Origin of the sequence: Chryseosolibacter histidinae, from assembly GCF_018598225.1 — a bacterium.
Taxonomy (GTDB): domain Bacteria; phylum Bacteroidota; class Bacteroidia; order Cytophagales; family Cyclobacteriaceae; genus Chryseosolibacter; species Chryseosolibacter histidini.
The window spans coordinates 98,011-120,389 of the sequence record NZ_JAHESF010000001.1 but is presented as its reverse complement, the minus strand read 5'-3'; the positions used below and the strand labels follow the sequence as shown (position 1 = coordinate 120,389).

Sequence of the window (22,379 nt, the reverse complement as noted above, 5' to 3'; positions counted from 1 at the left end):
GTAACTGGCAACTGGCAACCGCTCATTCCAACGCGAAGGCTACATACGAGTCGCCCGACCTGGTTCCGAGCTTCCCTCCACCACAGGCGATGACAACGAACTGTTTTCCGTTGATCTCATAGGTGGCTGGTGTTGCAAAACCGGGAGCCGGCAGCGTGGTTTCCCACAACACGTCACCCGTGCGTTTGTTGAAGGCTCTGAATTTCGAGTCTTTGGTGGCCGCGATGAACAACACGCCACCTTTCGTTACAACCGGCCCTCCGTAGTTCTCTGTTCCCGTGACGCTTGCTCCCAACCCTTTCATGCGCTCATCTTCACCCAGCACTTTTTTCCAGACGTGCTCACCGGTATTCAGATCGATGGCGGTCAATGTTCCCCACGGCGGTGCGATGGCCGGAAGGCCATCTTTGGCCAGGAATTTATTGTACCCTGAAATATTGTAAGGCAACTTTCTGAAGACCTCTTCCGCTGATGGCTTGCGCTCGTATTTGCGATCCATATCTTTTTTCCGTTCGAGCAGGAAAGCTGTGATGGCATTTTTTTCTTCGGTGTCCAGGTGCTGGAACCCGGGCATCATTCTTCTGCCGGCGTTGACAAACTCAACAAAACTTTCGGGTGTATATTTTTTGCTCACCTCCAGCAACGACGGATAAGTGCCTCCTCCCATCCTGTTGGCGCCGTGACACGACATACAATGCTGCCTGTAAAGTCGAAGCCCGGCCTGTCCATAGTTCTCGATCTGCGCCGATTCGTTCACGTCCAGCATCTTCAGGATCCAGGGCATTTCATTGGCGTTCACATACAGCATACCTGTGGCCGGGTCAACGGCAGGACCACCCCACTCGGCGCCGCCATCAAAACCTGGAAAGATGATGGTGCCTTCTTTTGACTGAGGTGTAAACATCCGGCCTGTATTAAAACCTTTCAACTGTTCTATCACTTCCTTGCGGGAAGCTTCCGGCAGATAGGGGTTTACATCTTTCTCTGTGAACGACTGACGGACAAAAGGCGCGGGCCTCTGCGGAATGGGTTGTGTGGGCCAAAGCTTCTCATTGACAAGGCGCGTAACGGTATCGACAGGCGTTTCAACAATGGGAAACACCGGCTTTCCCGTTTCTCTTTCAAATACAAAAACAAATCCGGTCTTGGTGGTCTGCGCTACGGCGTCTACTTTCTTTCCGTCGTGGTTCAGGGTAACGAGCACAGGATAGGAAGAAGGGTCCCAATCCCACGTGTTGTGATGAATGTATTGAAAATGCCAGATGCGTTTGCCGGTGTTGGCATCGAGGGCCAGCAGGCAGTCTGCATAGAGGTTGGCGCCGCGTCTTTTTCCACCGTAGAAGTCCATGGAAGCAGAGCCTGTGGGCACGAAGGCGATGCCCCGCTCATGGTCTATCGTCATTCCCATCCAGTTGTTGGCGCCGCCGGTCAGCTTCCACGCATCGGGGTTCTCCCACGTCTCATGGCCCGGTTCTCCTGCCTGTGGTATGGTGTGGAAGATCCATTTCAGCTCGCCGGTGCGCACATCGAAGGCTCGGATGTGACCCGGCGCTGCATCCATGCCCTCAGACACTCTTGTTCCGGTGATGAGCAGGTCTTTGTATATGGAGGGCGCGGAGGTATGGGTAACGAACAGGTTAGCGAACGCGTCGCCCAGGCCGGTGTGAAGGTCTACTTTGCCGCCGGACCCGAAGGTCTCGATCAGCTTTCCTGTTTCAGCATTCACGGCATGAATGTATGGGCCGGCGGTGTAAAAGATCCGGTGATCGTTTTTGGAGTCACTCCAGTAGGCCACGCCGCGGTTATTGTTCAGGTTAAAATGTGCAGCCTTGTTTCCCTTGATGCTATCGAATGGTAAAAAAGACCACTTCTCCACACCCGTGGCCGCATCGAGCGCGAACAGCTTCAACTTGGGTGAAGTACCGTAAAGAATGCCATTGACAATAATGGGGTTGCATTGGATCTGCGAGTGCGCCGCGGTGTCAACATCACCGGTGTGATACTCCCACGCCACCCGGAGCTGTTGAACGTTCGTTGTGTCGATCTGCTCCAGGGAAGAGTATTTGTTTCCATCGCGGTTGCCGCCGACAAGATCCCAGCGGGCGTAATCATCGGTGTTCTTCTTGCCGCATGAAGCTGATACAACTATTAAAGTAATGAGAACAAAAAGTTTCGAATCAAATTGTCTGGTCATACGTTTAAAGTACAGGTAAACTTTTTCACATGCCTGCCCCGCCATTCAAAATAAGAAAAAAAATCATATTCCTGCTTCGTGTATTCGAAGGGGAACCGCCGTTTAAAGGTTCGTTCCCGACCGAACAATCGTTTCAGCACGGGATATCCATCTGCCCGCAATGGCAGTTGGGCATGGTAAAAATGTTATCCGGTAACAAAGGCCTTCCGTTCATGTAAGTCGTTTGACGGATTGCTTGAATTTTATAATTTTGCCAGCATGCAGAAAACCGAGACGATCGCGGACTTTTACAGCAGATATCCCACCTTTTCCGGTCCGGCAAAGGCGCTCGGGAATTTCAATGTCAACTACCGGGAATTCTGCCAGAAACAGGCTCCGTACAACAGGCGGGACTATTATAAAATATCGCTGATCATCGGCCGGGGCAACCTGCATTTTGCCGACAAGACCATTGTCATAGACCGGAACGCGCTTGTTTTCTTCAATCCCAAGGTACCCTATTCATGGGAAGCGACCTCTGAAGTGCAATCGGGTTATTTCTGCCTTTTTACGGAAGATTTTATCGATGTACGGAAGAACGCCACCATCCGTGAATCACCGCTCACACAGACGGGTGTCAATCCCGTTTTCTTTGTCAATAAAAAACAGGAAGCCGGCATCAGCGGCATCTTTAAAAAAATGCTCGAGGAACGTGATTCCTCCTATGTACACAAGTGCGATCTGCTGCGGAATTACGTGAACCTGATCGTACACGAGGCGCTGAAGCTTCAGCCGGGAGAGCCCGCGAATCATACCAGCGCTTCGGCACGCATCACCACCCTTTTCATCGAACTTCTCGAAAGACAGTTCCCGGTTGATTCCCTGGCGCATTCATTGAAACTGAGAACAGCAAACGATTACGCGGAACAGCTGTCGATCCACCCCAATCACCTGAACCGCGCTGTAAAAGAGATCACGGGCAAAACCATCACCGAACACATCAGTGAACGTGTGGTCAAAGAAGCCAGGGCCCTTCTGCTGCACACCGACTGGAGCGTGGCTGAGATCGCTTATTCGTTAGGATTCGAAAACCCTCCCTACTTCAATAACTTCTTTAAAAAACAGACCGACCTTACCCCGAATTCGATACGGAAAGCGATTGTGTGAATTTTATAATTTATTGTTTGAAATTCTTAATCCGGAAGTGAACGCGTGAAGATAATTTTGTAGCATGAAAATCCCGGAAACTAAAAGCGATTCTTCCGGGGTAGTGCTGTCTGGTATATTATGAACCACCAACCCAATGACCGGCGACCCACATCAGTAATTTCTGATGCGATCCCCGGCCCGACAAAAAAACGATTGCAAACTTTCGCGGTGATCTTCACCTCTATTGTTTTTCGCGCGTCAAGTCAATCCACCAATTTCATGTCTCGAAAAAAAACAGCGTGGCCAACGCTCATTGCATGGGCAGTCGTTGCCGGTGTAATACTGATCTTCACCGGCACTTCGCACGCACAGGAATCCACTTCTATGTCTTTGACGGATGCCATCAGCACAGGCGTCAAGAACTATCCGGGGCTCCGGGCCAAACGTAATTATGTGAATGCAGCGGAAGCGCTGACACGCCAGGCCAGGAACGAGTACCTCCCCAATGTGATCGCTGCGGTTCAGCAGGACTACGGCACCATCAACGGTCAGTTTGGTCCACTCGCAGCAGTGGGTGCGCTGGGTGTTGCTTCTGCCGGTCCCGCCGCCAGCAGGCAAAGCTGGAACGCTGCTTTCGGCGCGCTCTACCTCATCAACGCCAACTGGGAAGCTTTCACTTTCGGACGCGTACGCTCCAGGATCCAACTCAGCGAAGCACAGGCAACACGCGACTCCGCCGACCTCGAGCAGGAGAAATTCGTACACAGTGTTAAGATCGCAGGCGCGTATCTCAACCTGCTGATCGCGCGGCAGCTGGTGAGAAATGGAGAATCCAACCTGGCACGGGCGCAAGCCATCCAAAACACGGTGAGGGCAAGAACGCTGTCGGGACTGAATCCCGGTGTGGACTCTTCGCTGGCCAATGCCGAGGTGTCACGTGCCCGGCTTTCGCTGATCGAATCCGTGAACACCTCTCAAACCGTGCAGCAACAGCTCACGGAGCTGCTCAATATTTCCACAGGTGAAGACATCATTCCGGATACCTCATTCTTCACAAGGATGCCGGCGCTGCTGAACACAGAACGTGACATCAGCCAGAACCCACAGCTCCGATATTACCAGGCACGTTTGGATCAGGCCACCCGGCTCGCAGACGTGATCAAAAAAAGTGTGATGCCAGGCGTGACCCTCTTCGGTGTGTACCAGGCGAGGGCATCGGGTTTTACCAATGCCTATTCGCCGGAAGATCCCGGCAGCTACTCCACCCGTTACGGCGATGGCATCAATCCTTCACGCTACAACTATGTGACGGGTGTAAGTCTTACCTGGAACGTGATGAGCCTGCTGAAGAACAGGCAGCAGGTGCATGCGCAGCGGTTCATCGCTGACGGCTATCGCGATGAGTATGACCAGCTCGACGCGAAGCTGCGAAACCAGCTCATTCTTGCCGACCGGCGGATCGGGAACGCTCTGCTCAGCGCGCAGGAAGCGCCCGTGCAGTATAAAGCGGCATCGGACGCCTATCTTCAAAAAAGTGTGTTGTATAAGAACGGGCTCACCACCATCGTAGACCTGCAGCAGGCCATGTACGCATTGAACCGCGCAGAGACCGACAGGAGTGTTGCCAGTGTCAATGTTTGGCAGGCGCTGTTGCTCAAAGCCGCGGCGTCAGGAGATTTCGATCTGTTCATTAACCAGGCCCAGTAAAAAAAATGAATTTAATACGCTCAGCCCTTCGCAGGCCCATATCCATTCTCGTGCTCGTTGCCGGCCTTCTTTTCTTCGGCATCAACGCGGTACGAAACATCAAGATAGACATCTTCCCGGCCATGAACCTGCCGGTGATCTATCTCTCACACCCTTACGGAGGATTTACACCTTCGCAGATGGAGGCTTACTTCGGTAAGCAGTACGTCAATATCCTGCTGTTCGTCAACGGTGTCAAGAGCATCGAGACCCGGAACATCCAGGGACTCACGCTGATGAAGATCACGTTCTACCCGCACACTAATATGGCGCAGGCAGCAGCGGAGCTCAGCGCTTTTGCCAACAGGATCCAGGCGATCTTTCCACCAGGCTCACAACCACCGTTCATCATCCGCTTCGATGCCTCTACCCTACCCGTGGGCCAACTGGTATTGAGCAGTCCCACGCGGTCTAACAACGAGCTGATGGACCTCGCCAACGTCTACGTGCGTTCTTCGTTCACCTCCATTCCGGGACTCGTGGCTCCGCCTCCCTTCGGTGGTAACATCCGCACCATCGTGATCAAGGCTGACCCCGACCTCATGGCAACGCATAACCTCACACCCGATCAGCTGGTGGAAGCGCTGCGGCTGAACAACCAGTCTGCGCCCTCCGGCAACGTGCGCATCGGAGATTACAACTACCTGACCCCTGCCAACAACACGATCCGGTCACTCAAGGATTTTGAAAAGATACCACTCTTCAAGGGCGGCGTGCAGAACCTGTACCTCGGCGATGTGGCAACGGTGGAAGACGGCGCCGATATCACCATGGGCTATGCGCAGGTGAATGGCAAACGATCTGTATACCTCAACATTGCCAAATCCGCGGATGCGTCTACCTGGGAGGTTGTTCAGGCACTGAAAAAGAACCTGCCACGTTTTCAAAGCCAGCTGCCGGAAGATGTTACGTTGTCGTACGAGTTCGACCAGTCGACCTATGTGATCAATGCGGTGAAAAGCCTCATGACCGAAGGTATCATTGGCGCAGTGCTCACGGGCATCATGGTGCTGATCTTTCTCGGCGATGTGCGGGGCGCGCTCATTGTAATCCTCACCATTCCTACCAGTATTATCGCAGGCGTACTGTTCCTGCAACTTTTCGGGCAGACCATCAATATCATGACGCTGAGCGGGCTGTCGCTGGCCATCGGGATATTGGTGGACGAGTCCACGGTAACCATCGAGAACATTCACCAGCACCTGGATATGGGCAAGCCAAAAGCGCTGGCCATCTGGGACGCCTGTAAAGAGATCGCGTTCCCCAAACTGCTGATCCTGTTCTGTATCCTGGCGGTTTTCGCGCCCGCGTTTTCCATGCAGGGAATACCGGGATCGTTGTTCTTACCGCTCGCCCTGGCCATCGGCTTCTCGATGATCACTTCCTATTTGCTCTCGCAGACCTTTGTGCCCGTGATGGCCAACTGGCTGATGAAGGGTCATACCAAAGGCAGTCACGCCAATGATGCAGCGCAACAACATGGTGATAGCTGGGAGCAAAAGAAGGCGCTGGCCCACAGAGCCGATCTCAACAACAATGGCAAGCTCAGCCGTTTTGAGAGATTCAGGGGCAACTTTACAAAATACCTGCAACGCGCCATGCCTTATCACAAGCCTGTTGTGCTCACATACGCCATTGTGACGATCGGCCTAGTGGTATTGCTGATGATGAGCATTGGCAAGGACGTGTTGCCAAAAGTGAACTCAGGCCAGTTCCAGGTACGCATGCGCGCGCCTGACGGAACAAGGATAGAGCGCACGGAACAGAAGCTGATACAATCCATCGGCATTCTTGAGCAGATGGTGGGCCGTGAGAACATTGCCATCAGCTCGGCGTACATTGGTCAGCACCCGGCGTTGTTCTCCATCAGCCCGATCTATCTTTTCACCAATGGTCCGCATGAAGCCGTGCTGCAGGTGAGCCTCAGTGACGAATATCATGGCAACATGGAAGACCTCAAGGAGACGTTCAGGCGTAAAATGAAAGAAAACCTTCCGGACGTCAAGGTATCGTTCGAGCCCATCGAGCTGACGGACAAGATCCTGAGCCAGGGCTCTCCAACACCGGTGGAGGTCCGGATCGCGGGCCGCAACAAGCTCCTGAATGAAGAATATGCACACAAGGTGATGGACAAGCTCAGGGAGATCGATTACCTCCGTGATATCCAGATCGCACAATCGCTTCACTACCCTGCGCTGAACATCAACATCGACAGGATCCGCGCCGCCCAGCTGGGTGTGGATATGACCGACATTACACGATCGCTGGTTACGTCCACCTCGTCTTCACGTTACACTGAAAAGAATGTGTGGCTCGATGAAAAGGCCGGGCTCAGCTACAGTGTGCAGGTGCAGGTACCGGAGAACAAGATGACCAGCGTAGAGGACATCGGCCAGATCCCGGTGCTCCGAAATACTTCGCGCCCCGTGCTGAACGATGTGGCCACGATTGAAGAAGGAACGACCTATGGCGAAAATGATAACTTAGGTGCCATGCCGATGTTATCTGTAACGGCCAACCTGAACAACAAAGACCTGGGCTCGGCGACTACCGATGTGCAGGCTGCCATCGCATCGCTGGGAGAACTGCCACGCGGGCTCAGCATCGAGACGATCGGCCTGAGCCAGGTGCTTACGGAGACACTCGACAGCCTGCAATCAGGGCTGCTGGTAGCCATTGTGGTGATCTTCCTGATGCTGGCGGCCAATTTCCAGTCGTTCAAAGTGTCGTTCGTTGTGCTGGCTACTGTTCCCGCGGTGCTCCTGGGTGCGCTGGTGATGCTGATCATTACGGGATCGACACTGAACCTGCAATCGTACATGGGCATTATCATGTCGGTGGGCGTTTCCATCGCCAATGCGGTGCTGCTGATCACCAACGCTGAACAGCTTCGCAAGGGAACGGGGAATGCCTGGGAATCGGCGAAGGAGGCTGCCTCGTTACGCCTGCGTCCCATCCTGATGACCAGCATTGCCATGATCGCGGGAATGATCCCGATGGCGATCGGCCATGGCGAGGGGGGCGACCAGGTGGCACCACTTGCACGGGCTGTAATCGGAGGTTTGTTCGCATCCACCTTTGCAGCGCTGTTCATCCTGCCCCTCATCTTCACGTGGGTGCAGAAGCATACAACGACAACCTCCGTGTCGCTCGATCCTGAAGACCAAGAAAGTAAATACTACATACCGTCAAAATAATGAACCAGACCAGAGATCATATTCAGTCCATACTGTTCTCCACAACGCTGCTGTTACTGGCAGGATGGCTGAGCAGCTGCATGACTTCAGAAGGAAATAACAACGATAAGAAAAGCGATGCTGCGCTTCCACGCGCTGTTGAAGTGGCTGCTGTGGAAAAAGGTATGCTCACCTCGTCGCTGGCCATGCCGGGCGAGCTGATCTCTTTTCAACAGGTAGACCTGTATGCCCGGGAGACAAGCTTCGTGAAAAAGATCTATGTTGATGTGGGATCCGAAGTGCGCGAGGGCCAGGTGCTGGCTACGCTCGAAGCACCTGAGCTCTCGTCAAGACTTGCCGGCGCCGAGTCGCGCTGGAAATCACAGGAGGCTGTTTACACCGCCAGCAAGGCCAGCTACGAACGCCTGCTGGAAACCAGTAAGACGCCCGGCACGATCTCTCCCAACGAGCTCGAACAGGCACTGGCCAGGATGAACTCCGACTTCTCGCAGCTGGAGGCAACCAAGGCAGCGTATAAAGAAGTAAGCAACACGTTGAACTACCTCACGATCAAAGCTCCTTTCAGCGGTGTGATCAGCGCCCGCAACGTGAACCCTGGTGCTTATGTAGGCCCTTCCGGAAAAGGCTCTGAAAATCCGCTGTTCACTTTACAGGAGCAAAACCGCCTGCGCCTCGTGGTGTCGGTGCCTGAAGCCTATACGGCCTACCTGCGGGAAGACGACAAGGTAAACTTTCAGATCAAAGCTCTGCCCAACGAAAGCTTCGAAGCGAAAGTGAAACGTATGGCCGGCGCATTGGATACCCGGCTCCGCTCCCAGCGTGTGGAGATGGACGTGATCAATAACAACCGGAACCTGCTTCCGGGTATGGTGGCCCAGGTTACCATTCCGCTGCTGAACCGCGACAGCACGCTCATCGTACCCAAAACAGCGATCGTCAATTCACCCGAGAAAGTGTTCGTGATCAGTGTGAGGGACAACAAAGCGATATGGATCACGGTGCAAACAGGCCGCACGGTTGATGGGAAAACAGAAATTTATGGCAAGCTTCAGCCCGGAGACCAGGTGGTCAAAGTCGCCAGTGAAGAGATCAGGGATGGGATGGCTGTGAGCGCCGGTCAATAGTCCAGTCAATAGTCCACTGTCGACGGTCCACAGTCCACAGCATCCATCCTTCGAAGACTGTCCAGAGCAGTGATTAGAGCGAGGGGCTGCGGGTGAGCGAGGGCTCCTGATGTTTACTGCGTATTTACTTCATGAACCTGTTCACATTGTAAGCACGCTGCCATTACGGGATCCTTCGCTTGCACGTTCCGCCCTCATTCATCGCTCAGGATACCGGTTTCAAGAGGCGGTTTCCGTCTGTGGACCGTCGACCGTGGACTGTGGACTATTCTACTCCACCACCATCGTCACAATAGAATGCGGCAGGCTGGTGGTCTGCGCGCCTTTTCCATCGATCCACAATGTATATGGAATACTCTCGTCACTGGTGTTCATCACTACCACGGCGATCTTTCCGTCTTCGTTGATGAAAGATGTGGTTTGCAGCTTGTCCCGGTTAGACGAGCTGACGATGCGTTTCGCGCCCGGGCGGATGAAGCGGGAGAAGTGACCGATATAATAATAGCTGTTGGTATAATGTATCTGCCCTGTTTTGGTATCGCCGATGATGGGTGCGTAACAGAAGTTGCCCACATGGTTGGGGCCACCGGTCTCGTCCAGCAGGATGTTCCAATCGGTCCAGCCAACGGTGCCGTTGTTAAAATCACCGATCATAGACATGCCGTAACGTTCGCCCAGCGCCCAGTCGTTGAGGCGTGAGAAGTTGAATTTCTCCACGCAGCCTTCCGTGAAGATAAGGTTCTTGTCGGGGAACGTCTCCGCTACACGTTTCAGGTTCTCGAACTGCATGGCGCTGCCGGTCCAGGTCTCGTACCAGTGAAAGCCAATGCCCCACACGTATTTCGCTGCCGCGGGATCGTTGAGCACGGCGCTGGCACGCTGGTAAAGGAGGTCGCGATTGTGATCCCACGCAATCAGTTTCTTCGCGCTCATTCCCTCCTTCTGCAGCGTAGGCCCCAGATATTCCTTGATAAAATCGCGTTCTTCTTCTCCGGTGTAAATGCATGACTCCCAACGTTGCGTGGCCATGGGCTCGTTCTGCACCGTCAGGCCCCAGACGGGAATACCTTCCTGCTCATACGCCCTGATGAACTTCACATAATAATCCACCCATGCCTGGCGAAATGCGGGCAGCAGCTTTCCACCCTTCAGCATGCTGTTGTTGTCTTTCATCCACGCGGGTGGACTCCACGGGCTCACGTACATCGTCAGCTTACCTCCCGCTGCCGCGATGGCCTGCCTGATCAACGGCACTTTGAACTGCCTGTCGTGCTCGATGGTGAAGCTCTTCAATGAAGCATCGTTGTCTTTTACATAGGTATAGCTGCCGCTCGAAAAGTCGCAGCTGTTGATATTCGTTCTTCCAAGGGTGTAACCGATACCATCCTTCGCATCGTAATATGCTTTGAGCACCTCTGCTTGTTTTTCTTTCGGCAGCCTGGCAAACGTTTCGGCTGAAGCATCGGTCAGCGCGCCGCCGATGCCCAGCATGGTTTGAAAGGTGTGCGAAGGATCGACAAAAACACAAGGCTGTGTCTCTTTCGGCTGACCGAAATTTGCAAAGGCCAGGGTCTCTGTTTTCGAAAGACGATGCGTTGTATTCTGCGCCGTTGTATAAACCACCACCTTCTTCCCGTCAACAATGTGCCGCTGTTGTTGTGCGTGGGCGCTATACATCGTCATCAGAAAAAGAAAAATCAAAAACGTTTTATTCATAGGGTTTGAAATGTATTAAATGTTCAATGGGTCTTAGTTAATGGTCCACAGTCGACTGTCCACGGTCCACGGCAGTTCTCCCTGACGACCGTCGTTCAGCGTGGCGATTGAGGCGATGGGTGGCGCGAGCGAAGGATCCCCATACGTTACCGCGTGCTTCATTCGGGCACCGCCCTTACCGTGTGCACTTCGTTATAAGGGGATTCTTCGCTCCCCGCATGCCGGCCACCCTCGACGGAACGCTTTCAGGGTGTGCGCCTCTTACTCAACGCAAACTTCAGATAACCGATATTGGCGCCGCCTTTTTCGAAGACAAGCCTGATCTTCCTGACACCTTTGCGCAGTGCAACGTCGGGTATGGTCTTGCTTGTCCAGGTCTGATTGCCTCCGGAGGCGGGCAGCGCTGTCACGGCTGACGCATCTGCACCATCAACGACAAGTTTTATTTTTGCACCGTCGGCAACGGCTGCGTAGCGTACCGTGATCTCGTACGTTGCGCTGGATTCCACGTTCACGGTATATTGAAGCCACTCCCCGTCGGCGGTCCAGCCAATATTGTAACCGTTGCCATTGGTGTCTGTGTCTGAAGAAGCCTGGATGTCTACACCATCGTTCCGGTAATTCCATCCGTTGTTCCATGCGGCGAAGTTCCCTGTTGTGACCCGGTAGTTGGCTGTATCGGTGTCGAAGTAGGCTTTGTTCACCCTGCCGAGATCGTAATCCGCCGCCTGCACAATGCCTGGCACCACATGTTTTTTAAACGGAAGGGTTGTGCTTGCATCGCGCACCTGCCTGAACATGGCGTCGATCACATCTTTGCGATAAATGTTGTTCTCGATCTTCAGGTTCTCCGCGAGCTGCATCAGGGCCTTTTGGGCAAATTCAGCCGTTGGCCTCGTGCCGCCATTCTTCCAGTAGTTCAGCAGTTGTGCGTAGCCATCGTTCTTTACTACGGTGAGCGGGTTCACTACCGATGCTATTTTTTTCATCGGCCACCACGCCCACCCGATCTTATTTTCTTCCATAAGACCAATGGCATTCCTGAACCAGACGTTGGAGTTCTCGCCGGACTCGCCCAGCCACAATGGTACATTGTACTGATCGCGCAGGCTCAGCATTCCCTGCAGCGAAGCCTGGTCGTTGTTGTTCCAGTACTTGTGAAAGCTCAGCACGAGGTTATTATCCGAGGCGGGCCACAGACCGGTGTGATTGTTAGCCCAGCAGTTGCCTTCAATGTAGATGATGTGATGCTTGTCTACCTGCCGGATGGCCGTTGTAATGTCTGTGAACAGCTTGCGCAGCGGGGCGTTGTTCGTTTCGCCGCACCCGTTCTTGTGGCCATCGGGAGTGAAATTCCAGTTGGTCTCGTTGATGAGGTCGTACCCGCCCATCCACGGTTCATTGGCATAACGCTCGGCAAGCTTTCGCCAGAGGGCAACGGTCTTCTGCTGGTTCTCTTCATTTTGCCAGAGGGAAGGTTTGGTTTTATCGTAGTCGGAGATCGCGGCATCATTGCCCTGGCCTCCCGGCGCGGCATGCAGGTCGAGAATGAGATATATCTTGTTGGCCGCGCACCACTTCAGCAGGTTGTCAACCATGGTGAATCCTTTGTCGAGCCACGTGTTCTGGCCGGCCACGGGTTCTTTTTCCACCGGAAGGGTGAACAGGTTGTAATGCATGGGCAGGCGCACCGAGTTGAAACCCCAGGCTGCCAGTGAATCGATATCTCGTTTCGTGCAGTGGTTGGCGAGCCATGCGTCGTAGAAGGCGTTCGTGTTCGACTCGCCGATCAGGTCTTCGATCTTTGCCCTGATCTGGTACTGTGAGTTGGCGAAGCTGCTCGTCTCGAGCATATAACCTTCCTGGAGCATCCAGCCGCCAAGCCCCATCCCGCGAAGGATCACCTCACGCCCCTGGCCATCAACGATCTGTTTTCCCTGCGTATGGAGATATTGCCCGAAGCACCGGTCACCAGCGCCCAGCCATACCAGCATAGCCATGATCACGGTCACGGTCTTTCGTCCAAAAGAGGTATTGAAATGTTTTCGTAAATTTATTTTCTTCATTTTTTGAATTGTGACGGGTTGTGTTGTTGTTAACTCACCGGAAACAGCAACCGTTTTCGGTGATCCAAGTATATTTTTTAGAATAATGTAAATTGAGGTCTGAAAGTACATCTACGCTACTTCGCAGGTGGAAATCACTACTTCACGGGTACTTCAAGCGCATGGTAGTTGTTGTGAATCAGGCATTTAAAAAAAATCTGGCGCATCTGCTCAGCTGGATAATGTGTACCCTGTGTGTGTTATCGGGAGGCCCCGCAGCCCATGCACAGGCTCCCGCCAGGGACCATCTTTCCATCAAAGGGACCCCACGTGTGATCCACTATACAAGGAAGGATTTCAATTCGGATCCGCAAATCTGGACCATGTGCCAGGACAATGACGGCATCCTGTACTTTGGCAGTAACAACGGAGCGCTCATCTATGATGGCGAGATCTGGCAAAACGTAAAACTTCCCAATCAGTCGTCCGTCCGGGCACTTGCCGTGAGCAAAGACGGTGTTGTGTATGTGGGCGGGTTTAACGAGTTCGGCACCATCAAAAAAGATGTCTTCGGCAAATATCATTATGAATCATGGATGCACCTGCTGCGTGCTGAAGACCGGAACATCGAAAACATTTGGGCCATTCATGAGGTGCAGGGTCACATCGTGTTTCGCAGCTACAGGTTTCTGATCGCCATCGCCAACAACAAGGCCACTACGTTTCCGGCATTGTCAGCTTTCCGGTTCTCCGGCGTGCTGCATGGCGAGTTTTTCATCAAAGATGGCGACCAGGTGAAACGTGCCGATCTTCGATCGCTCGAATTCACGCCGGTGCTGGGCCCAGAGCACCTTGCCGGTGAAGAATTCTTTTCATTGCTGCCGGGCGATAACGGTCATCAGATACTGGTCATCACCAAGCAGGGCGGTCTTTTTGAAGTAGACCTTGCCAGGGGGGGAGCCTCTTTTCTGCAACGCCTGCTCGAGGTCAATTCCAACAACCGCATCACCAGCGCCATTAAATCATCTAACGGCAGCTATTACTTCGGCACCCTGAAATCGAAGGTGATCGCTCTCAACGGCCTCGGCGTAAAAGCTGCCGCGAACGAGGTCTTTGACAAGCTCGACAACACGGTACACAACCTGTTCGAAAGTCACGAAGGCAACATCTGGGTATTGCTCAACAACGGCATCGACTGCATCGACATCTCCTCTCCTGTCTCCAGGCTGTACGACAACGCTTCTATTTTCGACGCCCGCGTCGGACAGGGCAAGCTCTACCTGGCCACGAGTCAAGGTGTGATCGTTTCACCGCTGGACGCCGGCAACAACAAGTTTTTCAAAACCAATTTTAAAAGTGTGCCGGGACTGGAAGTACCCGCGTGGTCGCTCCAGCAGTTTGAAGGCCACATTCTCTGCGGCAATAACGACGGCCTCGTGGTGTTCCCGGAATCTGGTGGCTACCAGAAAATTCCCGGCGTGAAGGGTGTCTGGAAAACGATCGCCATCCAGGGGAAACCCGGATACTACATGGTGTGTACATATGAAGGATTGTACGTCATGCAATACGACCAGGCTGGCGGCTTCAAAATATTAAACCAGATCGAAGGGTTCAATGAATCGAGCCGCGACATTCTTCAGGGCAACGAGCCCGGCGTGTTCTGGGTTTGCCACGGCTACAAGGGCGTGTTCAGGATCAAGATCGACAACGCATTCAAGCGGGTGCTGGGCCTCGAACACTTCCGGGACAAGAACGGACTCCCCTCGCCTTTCAATATCAACGTTTTCAGGTGGAATGGCGAAATCGTCTTCACCACCAACCAGGGCATTTTTACCTACAACGCCTCTGCCGACAGGTTTGAGCCTCATGCTTTTCTCAACCGCACACTGGGCACCCAGATGAACATCAGAAAACTGCTGGAGTTCAGGGACAAGACCTGGTTCATACAAAACGATGAAGTAGGATACTTTACGACCAAAAGCGAGAACCCTGTATTGACAAAGGGCCTGTTCCTTCAGCTGAAAGGTATGCTCAATGAAAGCATGGAGTGCCTGCTTCCGGTCAACGACAACAATGTGCTGATCGGCACGCGCGAAGGCCTCTTTTCATTCGACCTTGCCTACAACCCCTCCGGCAATGAAACACAAACTGTGATCACCAGTGTGAGCTATAAAAAAGCATCTGACGAGATGCCACTGGCGATACAAACCTCCGAGCGCTCGCCGCAGCACCTGGCCTACCAGACCACCAGCGTACGGTTCGGTTTTTCAGCGCCTGGCTTCGACGACAAAATGAACATTCAGTACAGCTACCTGCTGGAAGGCATCAATGAAGAATGGTCTGCCTGGCAGGATGTGCCGTTCCAGGAATATACAGGGCTGCGGCCCGGCCGGTATGTTTTTCGTGTGAAGGCGCGAAGCCTGCTGGGCGAAAGCGCAGACGAGGCGGCATATCACTTTCAGCTCACCCCTATCTGGTACAAGACCAACCTGGCCTACCTGTGCTATGCGTTGGGCTCGCTTCTGCTGATCATTTTCGCAGCGCGGCAGATCCAGCAACGCATCGAGCACGTGAAGCAGAAGACCATCGCCGAAGAAGAGAAAAAGCGGAAGGTGCTTCAGCTGGAGATCGAGCGCATCAAGCTTGAACGTGAAAAAGAAGAGATCATCAAACACAAAGAGATCCTGGAAGAGGACGTGATCTTCAAAAGCAAGGAGCTGGCCAACTACACCATGCTGCTGGTGCGGAAACGCGAGCTGCTCAACGAAATGTCTGAAGACCTGAAAAACCTGAAAGACGCGGTGAGCAACGACCGCGCGCGACAGGCTGTGCGTGAGCTGCAGCGCAAGATCAACCAGAATTTGCAAAGCGAAGAGCACCTGAAAGTATTCGAAGCCAACTTTGAGAGGGTGCACAGCGAATTCTTCTCTCAATTAAGGTCCAGCTTCCCCGATCTCACCCAAAAGGAGCTTCAGCTGTGCGCCTTTGTAAAAATGAACCTTACCAACAAAGAGATAGCCTCCATTCTCAACCTCTCCGTACGCGGTATCGAAACCGCCCGCTACAGGCTGCGCAAACGCCTGGGAATCAGTCATGAAGAGGATATGGCTGAGTTTTTGGAGAAGCTTTATGGCTCTCAGGAATTGATGGGGAGTCAGGAGGAAAAGGAGTAAGGAGTAAGAATCAAGGAGTAAGGAGGGCTGACGCCTCGCCTGGCCCCCGCTTCGCCCAATGGTTACACTCCATTTTCGGGCTCGATCCCAATGCTCACACTTGTTTTTAAGGCTTCCAAATTCTTACTACTTGCTCCTTACTTCTTACTCCTTTTTTCAAACGCAACTCACTGATTATCAGAATCCCCCACCAACTGACGTAGTGCAGACGTAGTGATTTTTAACCGTGTAGTAACGATGCCGTAATGGTTTTTTATTGGTCGGAAAGCCCTTCCTATACATTTGGACGGAATCGTTTTCGATCGTGAGCCCAAACGATTCCAAAGATCAATTTACCCAACTAAAAACTGATTGTATGAAGGAATCTTTACAGATCTGGAAGCGATCGTGCTTCCTCCTGACCTCCAGGGAGTCCATCCCGGATGTGAACGCTCTCATTCAGGGCACCGGCAGTACCACAGATGCCGGCAGCGCCTTTGCCATTGATGCCGGATCCATTGTCGGCGCCTGTAACCGTAAAATTTAATTTACCCAAACCCAATATCTATGACGCAAACTCTACTTAGCAGTTTGAAGCGGGCGCGCTACGTGCTTGCTTTGCTATGCCTGTTATGCACCCATCATCTTCACGCACAAAGCCTTGTTGTCAGCGGCGTGGTGAGAGATGACAATGGTGGCGGACTTCCCGGTGTTAACATCGTGATCAAAGGAACAACTACCGGTACTGTAACTGACGCGGATGGAAAGTATTCGCTTGAAGTGCCGGGACCTGAATCTGTACTGTCTTTTTCATTTATCGGCTACCTGAGCCAGGATGTGACTGTTGGTCAGCAAACCACGCTTGATGTGGTGATGTCTGCAGACATTACAACACTCGGCGAAGTGGTGGTAGTCGGTTATGGTACGCAGGAGAAAGTAAACATGACGGGATCGGTTGGTGCCGTCAAGTTCGACGAGAAGATCTCCAGCCGCTCGCTGTCGAACGTTTCATCAGGATTGGCAGGGCTCGTTCCCGGCCTCACAGCTACTCAGGCACGCGGTATGGCTGGTAACAACAGTGCTACCCTGTTGATACGGGGTTTAGGTTCCGTGAATAACAGCGGGCCGCTGGTTGTTGTGGATAACGTACCCGATATCGATATCAACCTGATAAACTTCAACGACATTGAAAGCATCTCTGTGTTGAAAGATGCCGCATCCGCTTCGGTCTATGGATCGCGCGGCGCCAATGGCGTGATCCTCATTACGACCAAGTCCGGTAAAGGGCTGAAGAAGACCGTCATCAACTACAACGGCTCTTATGCTATTTCTCAACCCACCAGCTCTTACGAATTCCTGGCGGATTATCCGAGAGCGATGACCCTTCAGAACCTCGCTGCGTCAACCAATACGGCACCATCAGCATTCATCTTCAAGAATGGTACGATCGACGAATGGATGGCTAAAGGTATGGTAGATCCCCTTGCGTACCCCAATACGGACTGGTGGGATGTGATCCTGCGCAATGGAAGTGTCGCCAACCACACCATTTCGGCAACAGGCGGAAACGACAGATCGAGCTTCTACATTTCAGGTGGTATCATGAATGAGAAAGGTCTGCAGATCTACAACGATTACAACCGCTACAATATGCGCTTCAGCTATGATTACAAGCTGCATAGCAATATGAACACCGGGATCAAGCTGAGTGGTAACTGGTCTGATAACGTTTTCGCACTTCCGGAGGGTTTCTCTGAATCAACGAGTGATAACACCGCCGGAGAGGATCTGCAATATGCCATCGCTGGTATTACGCCCTATGATCCCGTTACAGGATACTTTGGAGGAGCCATGGCATATGGTGAAGATGCTTCGGCATACAACCCGTACACGCAATACGTAAACCGTCAGAATCACCGGAAGCGCCAGGAGGTAAACCCCAACATTTATATTGACTGGACTCCCGTGAAAGGACTCACCGCCCGCGTTGATTACAACATGAACTATTATAACCAGTTCAGCTACAGCGCGGACATTCCGAACAAGGCTTACAATTTTCAGACGCAGGCTTTTGGTACAAGGATCTATGTTGGTGACAATGCCGGCATTTCCAACACTACCAACACCGGTTTTAAAACCCAGCTGAACGGTCGCCTCAACTATACCACTGATCTGGGCGTGAGTCATAAGCTCGGCGCCATGTTTGTTTACAGTGAGGAATACTGGTATGATCGCTCACAATTCAGCTCAAGGCTCGACAGGCTTCATCCTTCTCTTCACGAGCTCGATGCCGCACTGGGCACCATGACTGTAGGTGGTAACTCCAGCACAGAAGGCCTTCGCTCGTTCATTGGCCGTATCAACTATTCTGCCTTTGACAAATACCTTTTGGAAATAAGCGCCCGCTATGACGGGTCGTCCAAGTTCCGTCCCGGCAACCAATATGGATTCTTCCCTGCGATCTCTGCGGGATGGCGTTTCAACGAAGAGAGCTTCATGTCAGGTCTCCCCTGGCTTTCAAATGGAAAGCTGAGAGCGTCTTACGGCTCGTTGGGTAACATCAGTGGTGTGGGCCGCACGCAACAGCAGCAGACCCTGTCAGCCGGACATTATATGAGTGACCCGGCAGCGATCGCAAAAGGTCTTGTTGACGCAAAACTGCTCAACCTGGATCTTACGTGGGAGGCTACACGGGTAATGGACATTGGTCTTGAATTAGGTTTTATTGACAACCGGTTGACAGCCGAATTCGATTATTACGATCGTCTCACAACCGGAATGCTTTTGAATACATCGTTGTCTATGCTCCTGAGCGGCGCGTACGAGGCACCCAAGCAAAATATCGGAGATCTGCGCAACCGTGGTGTTGAATTGACCCTCGGTTGGAGAGATAATTTCGGTGACAATATCTCTTATTCCATCACCGCTAACGGGTCGTACAATGCGAACTACATTGAGCAGTGGAGCGGATACCTGGGGCGTGGTGCGACCAACAACGGAAACACTGTGTTCCTGAATATGCCTTACAACTATGTATACTCTTACGTGGACGCTGGCGTTGCACAGACCTGGCAGGATGTTTATAACGCCACACCGCAAGGGGCCTCTCCTGGCGACATCCTGCGCAAAGACCTGAACGGAGATGGCCGCATTGACGACAACGACAGAAAAGCTTATCCCCGCATTGCCCGCGACAGGCCTACAACCAATTACGGTATCAACGCCAGTGTTTCGTGGAAAGGATTTGATGTGAACGTATTGTTACAAGGTGCCCGCGGACGGAAAGATTTCTGGCTGACGATCTACAACACCGTTAACCCGAACAATAAACGTTATGCTTTCACACCGGAGCACTGGAGCAATCCATGGACAGTTGAAAATCGTGATGGTGCCTGGCCGCGCCTGGGTGGCAGTAACAATACCCAACAGACAACGTTCTGGCTGGACAATATGAACTACCTGCGCTTTAAGAATATCCAGATCGGATATAAAATACCGGCCAGCATTCTCGAGCGGATCAAGGCAAGTTCACTCCGCATTTACGCTTCAGCAGAGAACTTGTTCACGATCACCAAGTATCGCGGACTCGATCCTGAAAAAACCAGCGCCGGTCGTGATGCTTATCCCCTCGTCAAATCGTACAACATCGGTATCAACCTCGGTATTTAAACTCGGCTATTTATGATTACTAAAAATAATACTACCAAGATTTCACAGATAATGGCCGCGCTGGCGTTCATGGCGCTGACATTGTTGCCTACCGCCTGTAGCGATCTGCTAGATCAGCCGTCAGCAAACGCTTTGAGCGCAGATCAGTTCTGGCGTTCAGAAGGCGATGCTACTACTGCACTGATGGGTGCCTATTCAGCCGTTCGTCAATGCTTTGACAGAGATTATTATTTCGATGGTCAGGGTGAATTCGTCTATCACAATTTTAATGCTACCGCGAGTACCAACCCATACAACGGTGGCAGCTATAACCCATCTGGCTATGGCTCCAACTTTGACACCTATTTCAGGTATCTGTACGGCGCCGTGATCCGCACCAACTATGTTGTTGTGAATGTTGAAAAGATGCTGCCGACCGTACCCGCAAGCTCGGTGGCAAATCTCGAATCGATCATAGGAGAAGCGCGCCTGTTGCGTGCCCTGGTGTACTTCCGTCTTATTTCCATGTGGGGCGATGTTCCTTATTTTGAGAACGTACCTACCGGGATCGGTGAGAACAACGCAGTTTTTGCGCTCATGTCCCGCACGCCCATCGCTACCATAAAAGGTAAAATACTGGAGGATCTGACGTATGCATACGATAAGCTGCCTGAGAAGAAACCAGCTGCGGGCCGTGGCTCAAAACCCGCTGCGCTTGCCTTAAGAGGTAAAGTACAATTGTTCTGGGGCAGCTGGAATAAATTCGGCTGGCCCGAGCTCAGCACCTTTACACCTTCTTCAAGCGAGGCAACAGCAGCCTATACCGCGGCGGCGGACGATTTCAGGAAAGTTATCAATGACTTCGGATTAACCTTGTATCGTGGTGGCGACCCCGGACAAATTGATGCGCTGGGTAAAGCTGATATTCTGCCCAACTACTTCTACCTGTTCCAACCTGCCGCGAGCAATGACGTGAGCAACACAGAGTTTATCATGTCCTTCAATCACGGAACTACAGGAACCGGTCAGGGCGAAGAATTGATGCGCGACTTCGGTACGCGTACAAACCAGTTCGCACAGGGAGGCACCAAGCCACGCTTTGCGCTTGCAGACAGGTATCAGTCAGTCACTACGGGTGATTTCGCTACACCCCTGATCAAAGGTAACCCAGCACCCGGATCGGATGCCAATAACACCATCCTTCCTCCGTCAACGCCCAATCATGCGCTGAATCCGCAGAGCTACGCTAACCGCGATTACCGGATGAAAGCTACCATGATGTGGAACTTCGAAATGATCCTGGGATCTGCCAGTCTTAAATCCACCGGCATGTCACCTTTCATTTATGGAAACAACGGGCAGACGATCAAGATCAACTCGGCCACCGCCAACTATGTTACCGTGAATGCGGATAACAACCAGACCGGGTACCTTTTCCGTAAGTTCATCCGCAACTATGCCGGACAAGACAGATCCGATGGTGATTTCAGCTGGCCAGTAATTCGTCTCGCCGATGTATACCTCATGTATGCAGAAGCAACCAATGAAGTGAGCGGTCCGCAGGGTGACGCTATTGCCCTCGTCAACAAAGTTCGTTTCCGCGGAAACCTTCCTCCCCTGGCTGGCGCCAAGACTGCGGATTATGCTTCTTTCTTTGCTGCCATCGAGCAGGAGCGCATCGTAGAGCTGGTGGCTGAAGGTCAACGTTCATTTGACCTGCGCAGGTGGAGAGCCATCGAGCGCGCATGGGATCCTACCGGTACGAACGTAGGAACAGACACCAGGGACACCAAAAATGCCAACTCCATGGTGTACTTCAGAAATGCAACGCCCCTTACCTATCAGCAGTGTTACATCTTCAGAATTCCTCCGGGCGAGCGTGACAAAAATCCGAACCTGACACAAAATACCCCCTGGTTATAAGATGATCTTTCAAATGAATAGCGCTATGAAAAAATATATCAATAATAAAATTGTCGCTTCCCTCCTGGGCCTGCTTACCCTGGTGAGCATGGTTCGCTGCTCGCATGATTATCCCATCGACGAAGATGGATTGCTGATCACGGGCAGAGGCTCGTGCTACGTCAGCAATTTTGAGCTGCTGGGAACTGACTTTGTAAGTGTGGTGACCTCAACCACGGCCATTCCGGCAACGTCAACAACACCCGCAATCCCTTCGACAAGGAATGTAGTTATTGACACTACCGCGCTGACCATTAATGTAGAGGTTGCTTTGGGCACAGACCTGAAAAACCTGTATCCCCAGTTTACGCTGGTGACCGACGCAAAACTCGATCCCAAGATCACGGGCAAGGTTGACTTCTCTGATCTGTCAAATCCTAAAACGTATGCCGTTATATCGGGCAATCGAAGGGTGCGCAAGGAGTATACCATCTACGTGACTGTTCAACAATAATCACTAACCGGAC

Annotated in this window: 12 protein-coding genes; 9 read left to right on the top strand and 3 right to left on the bottom strand. The window is 52.4% G+C overall.

Features of this window, described 5'->3' with window-relative positions:
* Positions 1-22: 22 nt before the first annotated feature.
* On the bottom strand, positions 23-2,194 hold the full coding sequence (locus KK083_RS00410) for an outer membrane protein assembly factor BamB family protein (protein ID WP_254158834.1): 2,172 nt from the start codon (positions 2,192-2,194) through the stop codon (positions 23-25).
* 258 nt (positions 2,195-2,452) lie between these two features.
* Here KK083_RS00410 and KK083_RS00405 point away from each other — a divergent pair, with 258 nt between their 5' ends.
* From KK083_RS00405 to KK083_RS00390, 4 genes are all read left to right on the top strand, one after another.
* Positions 2,453-3,340, top strand: a complete 888-nt coding sequence (locus KK083_RS00405) for a helix-turn-helix domain-containing protein (protein ID WP_254158832.1) — start codon at positions 2,453-2,455, stop codon at positions 3,338-3,340.
* Positions 3,341-3,601: 261 nt separating this feature from the next.
* The gene (locus KK083_RS00400) at positions 3,602-5,029 is read left to right on the top strand and encodes a TolC family protein (protein ID WP_254158830.1); all 1,428 of its coding nucleotides are present in this window, start codon (positions 3,602-3,604) and stop codon (positions 5,027-5,029) included.
* 5 nt (positions 5,030-5,034) lie between these two features.
* The gene (locus KK083_RS00395; RefSeq protein WP_254158828.1) at positions 5,035-8,265 is read left to right on the top strand and encodes an efflux RND transporter permease subunit; all 3,231 of its coding nucleotides are present in this window, start codon (positions 5,035-5,037) and stop codon (positions 8,263-8,265) included.
* Positions 8,265-9,389 carry an efflux RND transporter periplasmic adaptor subunit gene (locus KK083_RS00390; RefSeq protein WP_254158826.1) on the top strand — a complete coding sequence of 375 codons (1,125 nt, stop codon included), beginning with the start codon at positions 8,265-8,267 and terminating at the stop codon, positions 9,387-9,389. The genes KK083_RS00395 and KK083_RS00390 overlap by 1 nt, the downstream gene beginning before the upstream one ends.
* 270 nt (positions 9,390-9,659) lie before the next feature.
* On the opposite strand, the gene KK083_RS00385 is transcribed toward KK083_RS00390, so the two are convergent.
* Both KK083_RS00385 and KK083_RS00380 read right to left on the bottom strand, forming a co-directional pair.
* Complete coding sequence (locus KK083_RS00385; RefSeq protein WP_254158824.1) at positions 9,660-11,105, bottom strand: glycoside hydrolase family 30 protein; 1,446 nt, start codon at positions 11,103-11,105, stop codon at positions 9,660-9,662.
* 245 nt (positions 11,106-11,350) lie between these two features.
* Positions 11,351-13,171, bottom strand: coding sequence for a cellulase family glycosylhydrolase (locus KK083_RS00380; RefSeq protein WP_254158822.1), 1,821 nt, complete (start codon positions 13,169-13,171; stop codon positions 11,351-11,353).
* A gap of 221 nt (positions 13,172-13,392) precedes the next feature.
* Between KK083_RS00380 and KK083_RS00375 the strand changes: the two genes are divergently transcribed.
* From KK083_RS00375 to KK083_RS00355, 5 genes are all read left to right on the top strand, one after another.
* Positions 13,393-16,323, top strand: a complete 2,931-nt coding sequence (locus KK083_RS00375) for a two-component regulator propeller domain-containing protein (protein ID WP_254158820.1) — start codon at positions 13,393-13,395, stop codon at positions 16,321-16,323.
* Between the two features lie 355 nt (positions 16,324-16,678).
* A complete protein-coding gene (locus KK083_RS00370; protein ID WP_254158818.1) occupies positions 16,679-16,849 on the top strand; it encodes a hypothetical protein in 171 nt (56 codons plus the stop codon).
* A gap of 20 nt (positions 16,850-16,869) precedes the next feature.
* Positions 16,870-19,971, top strand: coding sequence for a SusC/RagA family TonB-linked outer membrane protein (locus KK083_RS00365; RefSeq protein ID WP_254158816.1), 3,102 nt, complete (start codon positions 16,870-16,872; stop codon positions 19,969-19,971).
* 12 nt (positions 19,972-19,983) lie between these two features.
* The gene (locus KK083_RS00360) at positions 19,984-21,873 is read left to right on the top strand and encodes a RagB/SusD family nutrient uptake outer membrane protein (protein WP_254158814.1); all 1,890 of its coding nucleotides are present in this window, start codon (positions 19,984-19,986) and stop codon (positions 21,871-21,873) included.
* 25 nt (positions 21,874-21,898) lie between these two features.
* Complete coding sequence (locus KK083_RS00355; RefSeq protein WP_254158812.1) at positions 21,899-22,366, top strand: SGBP N-terminal domain-containing protein; 468 nt, start codon at positions 21,899-21,901, stop codon at positions 22,364-22,366.
* Positions 22,367-22,379: the final 13 nt, after the last annotated feature.